At 50.1% G+C, this 17,121-nt stretch carries 8 protein-coding genes, 3 tRNA genes and 3 rRNA genes; 12 read left to right on the top strand and 2 right to left on the bottom strand.

From position 1 onward, the window contains the following. Positions 1-26 precede the first annotated feature (26 nt). The 4 genes from EJL91_RS13495 to rhaD all read left to right on the top strand — a co-directional run bounded on the left by EJL91_RS13495 (position 27) and on the right by rhaD (position 4,908). Positions 27-863, top strand: coding sequence for a class II aldolase (locus tag EJL91_RS13495; RefSeq protein WP_125142487.1), 837 nt, complete (start codon positions 27-29; stop codon positions 861-863). Between the two features lie 65 nt (positions 864-928). Further along, positions 929-2,425, top strand: coding sequence for a xylulokinase (gene xylB / locus EJL91_RS13500; RefSeq protein ID WP_125142488.1), 1,497 nt, complete (start codon positions 929-931; stop codon positions 2,423-2,425). A gap of 152 nt (positions 2,426-2,577) precedes the next feature. Next, positions 2,578-4,014 carry a rhamnulokinase gene (locus EJL91_RS13505; RefSeq protein WP_125142489.1) on the top strand — a complete coding sequence of 479 codons (1,437 nt, stop codon included), beginning with the start codon at positions 2,578-2,580 and terminating at the stop codon, positions 4,012-4,014. Between the two features lie 66 nt (positions 4,015-4,080). Further along, on the top strand, positions 4,081-4,908 hold the full coding sequence (gene rhaD, locus EJL91_RS13510; protein ID WP_125142490.1) for a rhamnulose-1-phosphate aldolase: 828 nt from the start codon (positions 4,081-4,083) through the stop codon (positions 4,906-4,908). 8 nt (positions 4,909-4,916) lie between these two features. Here rhaD and EJL91_RS13515 read toward each other — a convergent pair whose 3' ends face one another. Next, positions 4,917-5,750, bottom strand: coding sequence for a class I SAM-dependent methyltransferase (locus EJL91_RS13515; protein WP_125142491.1), 834 nt, complete (start codon positions 5,748-5,750; stop codon positions 4,917-4,919). A gap of 552 nt (positions 5,751-6,302) precedes the next feature. Here EJL91_RS13515 and EJL91_RS13520 point away from each other — a divergent pair. Both EJL91_RS13520 and rbr read left to right on the top strand, forming a co-directional pair. After that, complete coding sequence (locus EJL91_RS13520; RefSeq protein ID WP_125142492.1) at positions 6,303-7,214, top strand: DMT family transporter; 912 nt, start codon at positions 6,303-6,305, stop codon at positions 7,212-7,214. 144 nt (positions 7,215-7,358) lie between these two features. Beyond that, positions 7,359-9,407, top strand: a complete 2,049-nt coding sequence (gene rbr, locus EJL91_RS13525) for a rubrerythrin (protein ID WP_125142493.1) — start codon at positions 7,359-7,361, stop codon at positions 9,405-9,407. Positions 9,408-9,531: 124 nt separating this feature from the next. Here rbr and EJL91_RS13530 read toward each other — a convergent pair whose 3' ends face one another. Further along, positions 9,532-10,839 (bottom strand): Na+/H+ antiporter NhaC family protein, encoded by a 1,308-nt coding sequence (locus tag EJL91_RS13530; RefSeq protein WP_125142494.1) that lies wholly within the window; start codon positions 10,837-10,839, stop codon positions 9,532-9,534. A gap of 869 nt (positions 10,840-11,708) precedes the next feature. Here EJL91_RS13530 and EJL91_RS13535 point away from each other — a divergent pair. The 6 genes from EJL91_RS13535 (at position 11,709) to EJL91_RS13560 (ending at position 17,072) form a co-directional block, all read left to right on the top strand. Beyond that, positions 11,709-13,240: ribosomal RNA gene (locus EJL91_RS13535) — 16S ribosomal RNA — on the top strand. Positions 13,241-13,330: 90 nt separating this feature from the next. After that, a 5S ribosomal RNA gene (gene rrf, locus EJL91_RS13540) occupies positions 13,331-13,448 on the top strand. An 8-nt stretch (positions 13,449-13,456) separates the two neighbouring features. Next, a tRNA-Ala gene (locus tag EJL91_RS13545) sits at positions 13,457-13,529 on the top strand. 385 nt (positions 13,530-13,914) lie between these two features. Further along, a 23S ribosomal RNA gene (locus EJL91_RS13550) occupies positions 13,915-16,802 on the top strand. The 16S, 23S and 5S rRNA genes sit together here with 3 tRNA genes alongside, the layout of an rRNA operon. A gap of 112 nt (positions 16,803-16,914) precedes the next feature. Next, positions 16,915-16,989: transfer RNA gene (locus EJL91_RS13555), tRNA-Pro, on the top strand. Positions 16,990-17,000: 11 nt separating this feature from the next. Further along, positions 17,001-17,072, top strand: a tRNA-Gly gene (locus tag EJL91_RS13560). The last annotated feature ends 49 nt before the right edge of the window (positions 17,073-17,121 follow it).

The raw sequence follows: 17,121 nt of genomic DNA on the forward strand, positions 1-17,121 counted from the left end.
AAAAAAGAAAGATGGAGGAGAGAATTATGAAACTTGTGAATGGTTTTGACCTTATGGAATTTGCCAAGAAATATCATCATGTATTACCGGCGTTTAACACGACCAACCTGGAAATGACTTATGCGATTGCAAGAGGACTGCAGGAGGCCGATTTGCCTGGATATATTCAGATATCCTCCAATAACCTGCGGCTTTCCAATCCGCGCATCATTGCCATGATAGCGCAGGATGCCGTTAAAAATTCGGATACGCCGATCGGGCTTCACCTGGATCACGGCAAGTCCTTTGAGGACGTTAAAGCATGCGTGGATGCCGGATTTACCTCCATCATGATTGACGCCTCCCACTTACCGTTTGAGGAAAATGTAAAAGAGTGCCGCCGCGCCGCCGAATACTGCCATTTCTACGGTATTCCGGTGGAAGCGGAACTCGGCGCCCTCCAGGGAAAAGAAGAGGATGTGGTAAATGAGGCGGAGTGCAAGACTGATCCGGCGATGGTGGCCGACTTTGTGGAGCAGACGGGCTGTGATACCCTGGCCGTATCCGTGGGTAATGTCCATGGGCTGTGCCTGAATCCCCAGATTGATATCCCGCTGCTGGCAAAAATAAATGAAGTTTCCTCCGTTCCGCTGGTGCTTCACGGCGGTTCCGGAATCCCGAAGGAAGTAATATGGGAGGCGAAGAAACACGGCCTGATTAAGATTAATTACGGTTCGGATTTGAGAAAAGAATACATACGCACATTTGGTGAGGCTTATGAGACGAACCACAATGAGCACGACGTAATTCATCTGAGCGTTGAATCAGTTGAGAATGTCAGCAGAAAGGCCAGGGAACTGGTCACGATGATTAACGAAAACTAATCATTTGATGGCGGTGAGAGACGGGCAGATGCTCCCCGCCGTCATCCGTAAAGGTGGATTGCAGTATGGAACAAACAAAACATACATTTTTAGGCATAGATTTAGGAACCTCTGCAATGAAGCTGGTACTGATAGACGGAAATAAAAATGTGCTGGCACAGATCACGGAGGAATATCAGGCGGTCCAGCCGGAGAGAGGTTTCAGTGAAATCGATCCGGAGATTTGGTACGATTGTATGATGAACGCCATGGAACGGATTTTTAAGCAGTGTGACCGGAGCCAAATCAGAGGGATTGGAGTGACGGGGCAGATGCACACGCTGGCTGTTCTGGACGAGGAGGGGAAATCGGTCCGTCCCGCGCTGATGTGGAATGATATCAGGACGAAAGATCTGATTCCGGAACTCAAAGAGCGGATTCGGGATTTTCCGGAGGGAGAATATCTGGCCAGAACCATTTCCACCGGAAGTCCGGCGGCCAATCTCTATTGGCTGAAGGAGAATGAGCCTGAAAATTTTAAAAAGATCAAAAAATTCCTGATTGGCCCGGATTATCTTGTGTACCGTCTGACCGGTCATTATGGAACGGATTACTGCGAGGCCTCTACGTCCTGCCTCTACCAGATTAAACAGCGGAAATGGTCGCCCGAGATGAGGGAGTTAATCGGCCTGGATGAAGAGATGTACCCGGAGGTGCGGGGCAGCGTTCTTGCAGCCGGGACGCTTAAGGAGGAAATTGCGGAACAGTTTTCCCTGAGCCGTCAGATAGACGTTCTGACCGGGACCGGAGACAATCCTGCGACGGCTATTTCCACGGGCTGTCTGGGCCGGGGATATCCCGTCATTTCCCTGGGGACATCGGGCGTGTTCATGATGCCGGTGGCAGAAATCAGGGACAATGCAAAGGGGAAAATGATTTTGTTTTCCTTTGACGATAAGAGCTATTCCTATCTGATCCAGGGGGCCGTGCAGTCCAATGGAAGCACGTTTGACTGGTGGGTGCGCGGAATCATGGAGGCGGATTATTCCGAGGTGGACAATCTGGTGGATGTAGAGAAATCCGCGGGGAGCGGTGTGCTTTTCTATCCTCATTTAATGGGGGAAAAGACGCTCTATGCGGATCCCGATATCAGGGGTTCGTTCATCGGGCTGAGCACGGAGACGGACCGCTCCGATATGCTGTATGCAGTGATTGAGGGACTCTGCTTCAGCTTTCGGGAGCTGGCCGAGAAGATGCGTCTTCCGCTGTGCCGGTTCGGCAGCGTGAAGGTGGTGGGCGGAGGCGCGAGGAGCCGGGTGTGGATGCAGACCCTGGCTAATGTGCTGAATATCCGCATCGAGCAGATGGACGGAATGATAGGTCCGGCTTTCGGCATCGCCCTGCTGGCGGCATACCACTGCGGCTGTTTTGACTCCCTGGAGCAGATATCGGAGGGGACGGTAAAAATCCAGAACTGCTTTGAACCCCAGCCGGAGGCGGCAGCGGTCTGCAACAGGCAGTACGGCAAATACCTGAGGATACAAAAGGGCCTGCAGTACATAACCGAGGGGGCAGAGGAGTAAAGCGCAGAAGCGCGGCAGAGGATAGGATGCGGTGTGGCGCCGGAGAGCGGCTCCATGCCGGGAGCGAGGCCGGTCATGGTGACCGGCCTCTTTGCTGATACGGACACTTAGCGGCCTGCGGCCCCATCGGCTCATAAGGTAAGGAGGAGAAGATGAAGACAGCTGAGAAACAATATTACCTGGCGGCAGACTTCGGCGCGTCCGGGGGCAGGCACATCCTGGCCGTCCGGGACGGGGAAAGGATTAGAATGCAGGAAGTCTACCGTTTTTCCAACAGTCCCGTGATAAGGGATCATATGATGTGCTGGGATATGGAATACCTGACGATGCAGCTTATAGAAGGAATGAAACGCTGCCGTGATGCGGGAAAAATTCCGGCCTGCATGGGGATTGACACATGGGGATTAGATTATGTGTTTCTGGATCGGGAAGGGCGGATTCTGGGGAATGCGGCAAATCACCGCGACAGGAGGACCCGCGGGCTCTACCGCAGTATATGGGACAATGTTTCCGAGCAGGAACTTTATAAGAGAACGGGAATCCAGATGGCCGAATTCAACACGCTCTGCCAGTTAGCGGCGGACGGGCGGGACAGACCGCAACTCCTCCGGCAGGCCGGGTGCATGCTCATGATTCCGGATTACTTTGGCTATTATCTGACAGGGCGGAGAGCCCAGGAATATACGAACGCCTCCACAAGCCAGCTCCTCGATCCGAAGAAAAAGGACTGGGACCGGGAGCTGGCCGTAAAGCTGGGGATACCGGACCGTCTTCTTTTGCCGGTCAGAATGCCGGGTGAACGGCTGGGGAGTCTGAGGGATGAAGTGAAAGAAAAGGTGGGGTTTGACTGTGACGTGATCCTTCCCGCCACCCATGATACGGCCTCCGCCCTGATGGTTATGCCGGAATGCGCCAAAGGGAAAACAAGAGCCGTCATCAGTTCCGGGACCTGGTCGTTAATGGGGATGATAACGGAGGAACCGGTCATCTGTGAAGCGGGAAGGAAACTAAAATTTACCAACGAAGGCGGATTCGGGGGGAAGAACCTGCTGCTCAAAAACAGCATGGGACTGTGGATGATACAGAATATAAGGAAAGAGACGGCCCCTGAGATGTCGTTTGAGACGCTGTGCACGGAGGCGGAGAGAACGGAGATTGCCTCCTTTGTGGACTGCAACAGCGATGAATTCCTGGCGCCGGATAGTATGGTAAAGGCGGTAACTGGATTCTGCAAAAGAACGGGACAGCAGATACCGGAAACACCCGGGGAACTGGCGGCGGTTGTATACCGGAGCCTGGCAAAATCCTATGCCGCGATACGTAAAGAGCTGGAAACGGTGACCGGGGAGGTCTGCACGGAGATCCGCATTGTCGGCGGGGGGTCCAATGCAGGATACCTGAACCAGCTTACGGCCGACTATTCCGGAGTACCGGTACTGGCCGGACCGGCGGAAGCTACGGCGGCCGGTAATATCATGGCGCAGATGACGGCAGACGGCGTATTTAAGGATCTGGAAGAAGCGCAGGCGTGCGCCGCATCGTCGTTTGAAATAAAGAAGTATCTGCCGCGGGAGCGGCCGGAAATTTGAAGTTTAAATGATTATTCAAGACAGAAAATGTTTATTTCAGGGAGAACGGGAACAGGAGGAAAGAGAATGAAGGTACTGGACAGCAATGCGGCAAAAGGTTTTATCAGAATGTCGGATGACGGCTGGAGGCTCGGCTGGCACGAATGCCACGGCGGGAACTTAAGCTTCCGTCTGACGGAGGAGGAAGTGGATGAGGTACGGGAGGAGCTGAAAACGGATGGCGCATGGAGTGCGCTCCCGGTGATTGTCCCAGAACTGGCGGGAGACTTTTTATATGTGACCGGAAGCGGAAAATTCATGCGCAACATGACGCTTGACCCGGAAGATTCCTTCGGAATGATAGAAATAAGCAAAGACGGAGGAGCCTACCGGATTGTATGGGGACTGGCAGGGGGCGGCCGGCCCACCAGTGAACTGCCGGCCCATCTGATGAACCAGGCCGTAAAGAAGCGGTTGACGGACGGGAGATACCGCGTGATTTACCACGCCCATCCGGCTAATATCATCGCCCTTTCCTTTATCCTCCCTCTGAAAGACGAGATATTCACGAGGGAGCTTTGGGAGATGGAGCCAGAGTGTGCAATGACATTTCCGTCGGGAATGGGCGTGCTCCCGTGGATGGTTCCGGGCACGGCAAAGATAGCGGAACTTACCTGCGGCATGATGGAGGAATACGATGTGGTGCTCTGGGCGCAGCACGGCCTCTTTGCGGCCGGGGACAGCTTAGACAATACCTTTGGTTTAATGCATACCGTGGAGAAGGCCGCAGAGATGCTTATCAAGGTACTGTCCGTGACAAAAGAAAAACGGCAGATCCCGTCGGTCCAGGACTTTAAGGATATGGCGGCTGTGTTCCGGCTGGAACTGCCTGAGAAATTCCTTTACGAAAAATAAAACCGGATTCAGGGACGCTCCAACAGGACTGCAATGGTTGGGGCGTCTTTTTGTAAGGGAGAACCGGCCACATCGCTGTACCGGCCACAGACCTTAAAACCGGCTTCGGCCGCTTCCGCGGCCAGGGTTTCTACCGTAAAATACGTATTCCACAGATAATAAACCGCCGTTTCCCGCTCCGAGATAACCGCAGTCTGTTCCAACGTCACGCCGTCCGGATATTTGCAGGCCCTGTTCAGGGCAGCGTACTTCGACCCGCACCAGAACCCGCCGTTTTCACAGACTTCCCAGGTCTGCTCTTCTTTAAAACGGTTAAATGCAGCCATAGAGAACACATCCAGCAGAAACCTGCCCCCGGGCCTCAGGCAGCAATAAACATTTTTAAGCAGACTCTGCCTGTCCTCGGGAGAAAGCACACCGTAGTCACAGTAAATCATCGTAGCGGCATCAAACGCTTTCTCAAAATCCATTTTCAGATAATCGAGGCACAGATAACGGATGTCTAAACCGTGCCGTTCTGCCGAAGCCTTGGCATAGCTGATCGACCGTCTTGAAAAATCGATTCCGGTGACGCGGTATCCCGCTGCGGAAAACCGTTCGGCATAGATTCCGGGACCGCAGCCCACATCGAGGAGAGAAGGGTATCGGGAGGGCGGCAGGATATCTTTAATCCAGGCGGCCGAATGTTCAATAAATCTCAGATTTCTGCTGGCGCCCTCAAAGTCGGGATCCAGATGGGCCCTTAGCATCTGCTCTGAGATATAGTCGTCATCCCAGAATGCATGCTCCATTTTTGTGTAAGCGGGCGGTTTTTCTAAAAGTTTCATCAAATTGTCTAACATAAACATTCTCCTTTCAATTTTCATTATAAGAATCAGGAGCTCCTGTTGCAGAAATCCCCGGCCGGGTGGCTGCAGAGAGGCATACGGTCTCTTCCTGCGGGTGCTCATTCTTCCCGCAGCCGTGATTCCGCAGGAGATTTCTCAGTAATACAAAAAGCCGCAGATTTTACTCTGCGGCTTTTTCTGAAAAGAAGAAAAACAGGTAAGAGTAAAATAAAATCAAAATCAGGCATAACAACAAGACTGCCGGGGCAGCCGTTTTTCCTGTTAAATTGATTTTATCTACTCTGTTCCAGCCATATCTGCGCCGGTGAATGCAAGACGCCCGGTATGCCGGATGTTAACCACCTCTTCCTTAATCCTTATAATGATAGATTTATAGTATAGCAGAAGAAGGCGGATGTCAACCATTAAGGGATTATCAAAATTCAGCGTGGAACCGCATAAAAATATAAAATGTCGAAAAGCAGGACTTCCTGTGATATACTCAGAATATAGAAAGCAATTAGAAGCAGTTATTACAACATAGCAGAAAGCGGGAAGAAAACTAAAATGGAACATAAAATACGCAGCGCAAAGTTTATGAATGTTACGGCAATGGCAGCATTTGGAACCATCGGTATTTTTGTGGCGCAAATTCCTCTTTCCTCGGAAGAGATTGCTTTTTTCCGGGCCGCAATTGCAATCGCAGTGATTTTTGCCTGGCAGCTTATCAGAGGCAGGAGATTCCACTTTCCAGGGAGTAAGAAAAGCCTGGTTCTCCTGATGGCATCCGGGGCGATGATCGGTTTTAACTGGATTTTTCTTTTTGAAGCATACCGTTATACATCGGTTTCCGTGGCAACGCTCAGCTACTATTTTGCCCCGGTGATTGTGACGGCGGTCTGTCCGTTCCTGTTTCATGAGAGGCCTTCCTTTCGCCAGATTATCTGCTTTATTTTTTCCACAGCCGGACTGGTCCTGGTGATTTCCGCGGGCGGGCTTTCAGGAGGCAGCAGCAATATTACAGGCGTGGGGTATGGTCTGGCTGCCGCGGCCCTGTATGCAGGAATCATCCTCATCAATAAGTCGCTCCCGGACATAGAGGGGATTGACAGGACGTTTCTGCAGTTTATCGTCGGATTGATCGTCATGTTTCCGTATGTCCTGTTTAAATCAGGTTTTCACGTGGCGGAGGCGGGAAGGTTTGGAATATTAAACCTCCTTATCCTGGGCGTGGTACATACCGGAATCGGCTACTGCCTTTATTTTTCCTCGTTAAAAGACCTGAAAGGCCAGGAGGCTGCGATCCTGAGCTACATTGATCCCCTGGTGGCATGCCTCATGTCCGTATTTGTGCTGGGGGAAACGATGAGTCTGATGCAGATGGCGGGAGGTCTTATGATTCTCGGATTTACCCTCTATAACGAGCTGGGAGGAGCGCACGGTAAGACGGGAAGAAAAGTGAAAGACACGGCTGCCTGAAGGGCCGATAATAATTGGTTCAAATAAAAAGTTTAGAATGAAAAAGGCTACTTGACAAACAAGAAAATTATGGTAAAATAAAAACAGTAATCATTATTGATTTTGGAACGTCACAAACGTATCCATGAATTTCAGGAGGTGTAGATGAATCATTTACCAATGAACGTGCGCGTGCCCATTGAGAAAGACAACCCGTCCATCTGCAGAGATGAAGAGCTCTGTATCAAATGCGGCCAGTGCAGGGATATCTGTACGGACTACATAGGAGTCCACGGGACTTATACGCTGGAACAGACGGGAGGAACGGCGGTCTGTATTAACTGCGGCCAGTGTGCAAATGTCTGTCCGGTGTCCAGTATCACGGAAAAATACGAATATCACGATGTTAAAAAGGCGATTCTGGACCCGGAGAAGATAGTGATATTCAATACCTCACCGTCGGTGAGGATATCGCTCGGTGAAGAGTTTGCCATGGAAGACGGAAGCTTTGTCCAGGGAAAGATGGTCGCCCTTCTTCGGAAACTGGGGGCCTCCTATGTGCTGGATACCAACTTTGCCGCAGATCTTACGATTGTGGAGGAAGCCAGTGAGCTGATTGAACGTATCACAAAGAAAACCAGGCCGCTCCCCCAGTTCACAAGCTGCTGTCCATCCTGGGTAAAATATGCGGAAACCTATCATCCGGATATGCTGCCGCACCTGTCGACCGCCAAAAGCCCAATCGGAATGCAGGGGCCGACGGTCAAGACATATTTTGCACAGAAGATGGGGATTGACCCGAAGAAAATTGTCAATGTAGCCGTAACACCGTGTACCGCGAAGAAATTTGAAATTCGCAGGGAAGAGATGAATGCGGCGGCGCAGTATCTGGGTATTGATGATATGCGAGATATGGACTACGTGATCACGACCAGAGAGCTGGCAAAGTGGGCGAAGGAAGAAGACATTGATTTTGCCGCACTTGAGGATTCATCTTATGACAGGCTGATGGGTGAAGCATCGGGAGCCGGCGTAATCTTCGGCAATACAGGAGGCGTTATGGAAGCCGCCCTGCGGACTGCATATGAATATATTACCGGTGAGAAAGCTCCGGCTGTTCTTTACGATTTGGAGCCGGTGAGGGGAATGGAGGACGTCAAGGAGGCCCAGGTGACCATAAAGGGAATCGAAGTGAATGTGGCCGTTATTTACGGAACAAAGGCTGCCTCCCGATTTATTGATAGAATAAAAAATGGCGGTAAAGAATACCATTTCATAGAAGTGATGACCTGCCCCGGAGGATGCATCGGAGGCGGCGGACAGCCAAAAGGCACGCTGTTAAAGGGCGATGAGCTGAGGAAAAAGCGGATTGCCGGCCTTTACCGGAAGGACAGCGGAATGGAACTGCGCGCCAGCCATGAGAACCGGGAAATCATCGAACTTTATAAGGAATTTTACAAGAAACCGCTCAGTGAGCTGGCAGAGCAGATGCTGCATACCGGCTACAGAGACAGAAGCGAAGATTTAGGAGGAAAAAATATGAACAGTTCAGTAAAATACCGTTGTACAATCTGTGGATACATCCATGAGGGAGAGCTTCCGGAAGGATTTACCTGTCCGGTATGCCATCAGCCGGCTTCCGTATTTGAGAAGATCGAAGAAAAGCCTGAGAACCCGGAAAATAAGTATGCGGGAACCAAGACGGAGAAGAACCTGATGGAAGGTTTCGCAGGTGAGAGCCAGGCAAGGAATAAGTATACATATTTCGCCATGATTGCCCAGAGAGAGGGTTACGAGCAGTTAGCCGACATTTTCTTAAAGACAGCCAGAAATGAGCAGGAACATGCCAAGCTCTGGTTTGAGGCGCTCGGACATCTGGGAACAACTGCGCAGAACCTGCTGGCTGCCGCAGAGGGTGAGAATTACGAATGGACCGATATGTACGATCGTTTTGCAAAGGATGCGGACGAGGAAGGTTTCCCGGAGATGGCGGAGCTCTTCAGAAAAGTGGGTGCAATTGAGAAATCCCATGAGGAACGTTACCGCAAGCTGCTTCACAATGTCGAGATGCAGCAGGTTTTTGAGAAAGCGGAGGAGAGCATGTGGGAGTGCCGTATCTGCGGACACCTTGTAATTGGTAAGAAAGCTCCGGAAGTATGCCCAGTCTGCAAATATGCCCAGAGTTATTTTGAAATCAGGAAAGAAAACTACTAAAGGCAGGGATGACGGTGAACTGCGAAAGCGGCTCACAGTCGCATTCCATATAAATTAAGAACAGCGGCGATTCTCATCACATGTCTGAGACGCCGCTGTTTTTATTAATTGACAACGAATGGTTTTAAAGGATCATTCCCCCGATGAATCCTGCAATCGCCAATGGGATATTGTAGAAGAAGAAAGTTGGAACACAGGTATCCCATATGTGATCATGCTGTCCATCTGCATTAAGTCCGGACGTCGGCCCCAACGTACTGTCCGAAGCAGGAGAACCGGCATCACCCAGAGCGGCTGCACATGCGATAAGGCAAGCGGTAGCAGCAGGGCTCATATTCATTTTCATACACATCGGAACGTAGAACAGAGCAATAACAGGAATTGTTCCGAATGAAGTTCCGATACCCATGGTGATCAGAAGACCGATAATAATCAGTATAGCGACGAACATTGCCTTGCTATTCCCCAAGATAGCCAGTGTTGCATCGATCAGAGTATCAACGGCGCCTGTCTGATTTACTACATAGGCATAACCACCTGCAATCAACATGATAAATGAAACCATACCCATCAACCGGATACCTTCGGCGATTGTTCCGTCACTGTTTCTAAGCTTGATAGCGCCGCCGAGAACCATGATAACGATTCCGAGCAGTGCGCCCAGAGGCATGGAATCCCAGTATAACTGACCGAATAAAACACCTGCGATAGCAACTAAAGATACGATATGGTCTTTGTTCATGTGGATCGCTTCACCCTCCAGAGAAACTCCCTCCAGATCGATATCCTGATAGTCTCTTGGTTTACGGAAGAACCACCATGAGGCGATCAGACCGCAGAGCATGCCAGCGCCAAGGATAATTGTATGCGGCCATACTTCTATCATCTGCATCGGCATACCATTGGATGTCATATTCTCTGCTACGAGACCCTGGAAGATAACGCCATATCCAAGAGGAATGGTAACATAGGGAGCCACCAGACCAAACTCAGTCACACAGGCAGCCTGACGACGGTCCATTTTCATCTTGTTCATCATTAAAAGCAGCGGCGGAAAGAGAACAGGGATGTAAGCAATATGTACCGGAATAATAGTTCCTGAGATAGCGGCGCAGAACACAAGCGTCAGCAGTAAAATCCATTTACGTTCTTTTACAACCGATGCAATCCACCTGGCCAGAATCGTTGCAAGGCCGGTTTGAGCCAGGGCGGCGGCAAATGTTCCCAGAAGCAGATATGCTATGGCATTTGTTCCGTTGCCGTTAAGGCCCGTAATAATTCCCCCCATAATGTCGGCCGGTCCCATGCCAGCCGCAAATCCTGCCACCATGGCTGAGATAAGCAACGACAAAATTACATTGAGCTTACACAGACACAGCACGCACATCACGATGACTGAGAGCGTAACCGGGTTACTAATAATTTCCCACATAAGTAAAACCTCCTATAGTTTTTACTTAGTATATTATGATGCCGTCGATAAAATAACGAAAAGAACCGGATGTTTAATCATATTCCGATACTATGACGCATCGACACTTTATCGACGCTTTGCGACGCTTTTAAGTGCCGGAGAAAGAGGGAAAATAAATATGGAAAAGGATAGCGGATTTCAGTGTGGTTTAGCGCTGTTATTTCTTATTATTAAGGAACCAACCGGCTCTACGGTTTCAAGGTGTCGAATTAAAAGGAAATCAGAATTCGGGGAGAGGAAGATTAAAAAGAAATCGGAATGAATGGAGGCCGGGGAATTACTGCAAAGGGGTGGGGGAAGGACACAGGAGATAGAAGGATGGAATGAAAGCAGCCTTATATGCTGTAATACGGCATTCTTCGCCGGCAGATTCTAAAACATGAAAGCCGGATCAAATCAGCACAAATGGGGTCGATTACGGTCGCTTTAAATAGAATTTAAAAAAGTTTAAAAAAAAGGTTGACTTTTCCTTTGCGGTTTGTTATTATAATACTCGCCCTTGCAAAACGGGGCAGCAAATCAAAACAAAGATTTGAAAAAAATGTAAAAAGTTGTTGACAAACAAAAGCAACTGTGATAAGATATAAAAGTTGCTGCTGAGAACAAACGACAGCATCCAACAACAAAGAACCTTGAAAACTGAACAGTATGTAAAACCTTGAAAATTCTTAAAGAACAAAGGCTTTTGGTTAAGCCTAGAAGTTCGAGAGAACATTCAGAACAAAACCAAGTAAAAACGTGATACACTTGCGGAGCACGAAAGTGCTACAAAAGCGAACACAAACGGACAAAAATAGCCAAGCGATTTTTGAACGGAATCAAATCTTAAACATGAGAGTTTGATCCTGGCTCAGGATGAACGCTGGCGGCGTGCCTAACACATGCAAGTCGAACGAAGCGATTTAGCGGAAGTTTTCGGATGGAAGCTAAGTTGACTGAGTGGCGGACGGGTGAGTAACGCGTGGGTAACCTGCCTTGTACTGGGGGACAACAGTTAGAAATGACTGCTAATACCGCATAAGCGCACAGCATCACATGATGCGGTGTGAAAAACTCCGGTGGTACAAGATGGACCCGCGTCTGATTAGCTAGTTGGTAGGGTAACGGCCTACCAAGGCAACGATCAGTAGCCGACCTGAGAGGGTGACCGGCCACATTGGGACTGAGACACGGCCCAAACTCCTACGGGAGGCAGCAGTGGGGAATATTGCACAATGGGCGAAAGCCTGATGCAGCGACGCCGCGTGAGTGAAGAAGTATTTCGGTATGTAAAGCTCTATCAGCAGGGAAGAAAATGACGGTACCTGACTAAGAAGCCCCGGCTAACTACGTGCCAGCAGCCGCGGTAATACGTAGGGGGCAAGCGTTATCCGGATTTACTGGGTGTAAAGGGAGCGTAGACGGTACTGTAAGTCTGAAGTGAAAGCCCGCGGCTCAACTGCGGGACTGCTTTGGAAACTATGGAACTAGAGTGTCGGAGAGGTAAGTGGAATTCCTAGTGTAGCGGTGAAATGCGTAGATATTAGGAGGAACACCAGTGGCGAAGGCGACTTACTGGACGATAACTGACGTTGAGGCTCGAAAGCGTGGGGAGCAAACAGGATTAGATACCCTGGTAGTCCACGCCGTAAACGATGAATACTAGGTGTTGGGGAGCAAAGCTCTTCGGTGCCGTCGCAAACGCAGTAAGTATTCCACCTGGGGAGTACGTTCGCAAGAATGAAACTCAAAGGAATTGACGGGGACCCGCACAAGCGGTGGAGCATGTGGTTTAATTCGAAGCAACGCGAAGAACCTTACCAGGTCTTGACATCGATCCGACCGGGGAGTAACGTCCCCTTCCCTTCGGGGCGGAGAAGACAGGTGGTGCATGGTTGTCGTCAGCTCGTGTCGTGAGATGTTGGGTTAAGTCCCGCAACGAGCGCAACCCTTATCCTAAGTAGCCAGCACGTAAAGGTGGGAACTCTTGGGAGACTGCCAGGGATAACCTGGAGGAAGGTGGGGATGACGTCAAATCATCATGCCCCTTATGATCTGGGCTACACACGTGCTACAATGGCGTAAACAAAGAGAAGCGAGACCGCGAGGTGGAGCAAATCTCAGAAATAACGTCTCAGTTCGGACTGCAGGCTGCAACTCGCCTGCACGAAGCTGGAATCGCTAGTAATCGCGAATCAGAATGTCGCGGTGAATACGTTCCCGGGTCTTGTACACACCGCCCGTCACACCATGGGAGTCAGTAACGCCCGAAGTCAGTGACCCAACCGTAAGGAGGGAGCTGCCGAAGGCGGGACCGATAACTGGGGTGAAGTCGTAACAAGGTAGCCGTATCGGAAGGTGCGGCTGGATCACCTCCTTTCTAAGGAAGAAGAAGTAAAGGTTTTATATACTGTTGAGTTTTCGAGGATATCGAATATAATTTAATATCGAAGTCCTGGAAATGAAAGTTTCCGGTGTCGATGCGCTCAGGGGTCACACCCGTTCCCATCCCGAACACGATGGTTAAGACCTGAGCGGCCGATGATACTATATTGGTAACGATATGGGAAAGCAGGTGGATGCCGGATTTTTTTATGGGGGTGTAGCTCAGTTGGGAGAGCACCTGCCTTGCAAGCAGGGGGTCAAGAGTTCGAATCTCTCCATCTCCATTTGCGCGAGCTGAAGGAAGAGTGCGCATGATGAGTCAGGGCTGTGTGGAAAGTTTACTTTCCTAAGCAGACATGAGGAATCAAGCATAGGCGTGAAACGCCGTGAACGAAAGGTCGTAGACCTTGAGTGGCACTCTGGACTAGGTAAACGCATTGCATGTACCTTGAAAACTGCATATTGAAATAATATCTAGATAGAGTTTTAAAACTCTTCTGAGTGGCTTGCCACAAGGAAGGGAAGAGAGACAAAATCAAGACATCCGAGGTGTTACACGAAAGTGTAACCGAAAAAACAAACCAAAACGAATTTATTTGTAAACCTAAACCAAAGATTCAACGCTATGAATCTTAGACAAGAACCCGCACCCGCAGGTTTGAGTCAATTGGTTAAGCTAATAAGAGCGCAGGGTGGATGCCTTGGCACTAAGAGCCGATGAAAGACGTGATAAGCTGCGAAAAGCTTCGGGGAGGAGCAAATATCCTTTGATCCGGAGATATCTGAATGGGGAAACCCACTTGAGAAGACCTCAAGTATCCATACGCCAATACATAACGTATGGAAGGGAACCCGCTGAACTGAAACATCTAAGTAGGCGGAGGAAGAGAAAGAAAAATCGATTTCCTGAGTAGCGGCGAGCGAAAGGGAAAGAGCCCAAACCAGAGTGCGTGCACTCTGGGGTTACGGACTGCATACGTGAGCCGATTTGTTAATGGAACGGTCCTGGAAAGACCGGCCAGAGAGGGTGAAAGCCCCGTACATGAAAACAATAGGCAGCAGCAGGATCCAGAGTACCGCGAGACACGTGGAACCTTGCGGGAAGTCGGGGGGACCACCCCCCAAGGCTAAATACTTCTTAGTGACCGATAGCGCATAGTACTGTGAAGGAAAGGTGAAAAGGACCCCGGGAGGGGAGTGAAAGAGAACCTGAAACCCTGTGTTTACAATCTGTGGAAGCACGTTAAGGTGCGACCGCGTACTTTTTGTAGAACGGTCCGGCGAGTTGCGGATGCTGGCAAGGTTAAGCACTTAAGGTGCGGAGCCGAAGCGAGAGCGAGTCTTAATAGGGCGTCAAGTCAGCATGTGCAGACCCGAAACCGGGTGACCTATCCATGTCCAGGTTGAAGTTTCCGTAAAAGGAAATGGAGGACCGAACGCACATCCGTTGAAAAGGGTGGCGATGAGGTGTGGATAGGGGAGAAATTCCAATCGAACCCGGAGATAGCTGGTTCTCCTCGAAATAGCTTTAGGGCTAGCCTCGTATTAGTTTAGCGGAGGTAGAGCACTGAATTTCCTAGGGGACGTCAAAGTCTACCGAAGAATATCAAACTCCGAATGCCGCATAAATGATGTACGGGAGTCAGACTGCACGAGATAAGTTGGGTAGTCAAAAGGGAAAGAGCCCAGACCTACAGCTAAGGTCCCAAAGTGTGTGTTAAGTGGAAAAGGATGTGGGATTTCAAAGACAACTAGGATGTTGGCTCAGAAGCAGCCACACATTCAAAGAGTGCGTAATAGCTCACTAGTCGAGAGGTCCTGCGCCGAAAATGTCCGGGGCTAAAACACAACACCGAAGCTTAGGAATTGTCGTAAGACAATTGGTAGAGGAGCATTCTTAAAGGAGTGAAGCAGTACCGATAAGGAGCTGTGGACTTTTAAGAAGAGAGAATGCCGGAATGAGTAGCGAGATGGAGGTGGGAATCCTCCAGGCCGAATATCTAAGGTTTCCAGAGTAAAGCTGATCTGCTCTGGGTAAGTCGGGGCCTAAGGCGAGGCTGAGAAGCGTAGTCGATGGACAACAGGTTGAAATTCCTGTACTGCATATCATCAGAACTGTGGGGACACAGAACCGGTGCCAAACCCGGGAATGAAAAGACCGGGGCAAGCGTAGGACTGGTTGAGCTGGCAAATCCGCTCAACAACAGGAGGACGTGACGCGTAGCGAACTATTAGTAGCGAAGTTGGCGTAGGGGCTGTCGAGAAAAGCCGCTATTGTGTGATATGTACCCGTACCGTAAACCGACACAGGTGGATGAGGAGAGAATCCTAAGGCCGGCGGGAGAAGCATTGTTAAGGAACTCGGCAAAATGACCCTGTAACTTCGGGATAAAGGGTGCCCACGAGAGTGGGCCGCAGAGAATAGGCTCAAGCAACTGTTTAGCAAAAACACAGGTCTATGCAAAACCGTAAGGTGAGGTATATGGGCTGACGCCTGCCCGGTGCTGGAAGGTTACGAGGAGAGGTTAGAGCAATCGAAGCTTTGAATCTAAGCCCCAGTAAACGGCGGCCGTAACTATAACGGTCCTAAGGTAGCGAAATTCCTTGTCGGGTAAGTTCCGACCCGCACGAAAGGCGTAATGATTTGAGCGCTGTCTCAACAATGCACCCGGTGAAATTGAAATACCAGTGAAGATGCTGGTTACCTGCGCCAGGACGGAAAGACCCCATGGAGCTTTACTCTAGCTTGATACTGGGATTCGGTATTGCATGTACAGGATAGGTGGGAGACGAAGAAGAGAGGACGCCAGTCTTCTTGGAGTCAATGTTGGGATACCACCCTTGTGATACTGGATTTCTAACCAGCCACCGTGATCCGGTGGTGGGACAATGTCAGGTGGGGAGCTTGACTGGGGCGGCCGCCCCCGAAAGGGGATCGGAGGCGCTCAAAGGTTTTCTCAGTATGGTTGGAAACCATTCAAAGAGTGCAAAGGCATAAGGGAGCTTGACTGCGAGACTGACGGGTCGAGCAGGTACGAAAGTAGGACTTAGTGATCCGGTGGTATGAAAGTGGGATTGCCATCGCTCAACGGATAAAAGCTACCCTGGGGATAACAGGCTTATCACTCCCAAGAGTTCACATCGACGGAGTGGTTTGGCACCTCGATGTCGGCTCATCGCATCCTGGGGCTGAAGTAGGTCCCAAGGGTTGGGCTGTTCGCCCATTAAAGCGGTACGCGAGCTGGGTTCAGAACGTCGTGAGACAGTTCGGTCCCTATCCGGCGCGGGCGTAGGATATTTGAGAGGAGCTGTCCTTAGTACGAGAGGACCGGGATGGACTGACCTCTGGTGTATCTGTTAGGTATCAAGCCTATGGCAGAGTAGCCAAGTCGGGACGGGATAAACGCTGAAGGCATCTAAGCGTGAAGCCCCCCTCAAGATGAGATATCCCATCGCAAGAGTAAGACCCCTTGAAGACGACGAGGTAGATAGGGCAGAGGTGGAAGCATGGCAACATGTGCAGCTGACTGTTACTAATCGGTCGAGGGCTTAACCAAAAGGTTAGGTTAGGATAGAGGAAACAAAGTTTAAAACGGATGAATTTCAATATGTGGTTTTGAAGGTATATGATTTTTCATAACTGAATATGATTATATCAGAAACGGATGACGGGGTGTGGCTCAGCTTGGCTAGAGCGCCTGGTTTGGGACCAGGAGGTCGCAGGTTCGAATCCTGTCACCCCGATTCTAAGATATGCGCGAGTGGCTCAGTGGTGGAGTATCGCCTTGCCAAGGCGAGGGTCGCGGGTTCGAATCCCGTCTCGCGCTCTTTTTATTACCAGAATTATCTTAACATAAGAGGAATTCTGGTTTTTTG

Source organism: Clostridium transplantifaecale, assembly GCF_900626075.1.
In the GTDB taxonomy this organism is placed as follows: Bacteria; Bacillota; Clostridia; order Lachnospirales; family Lachnospiraceae; genus Otoolea; species Otoolea transplantifaecalis.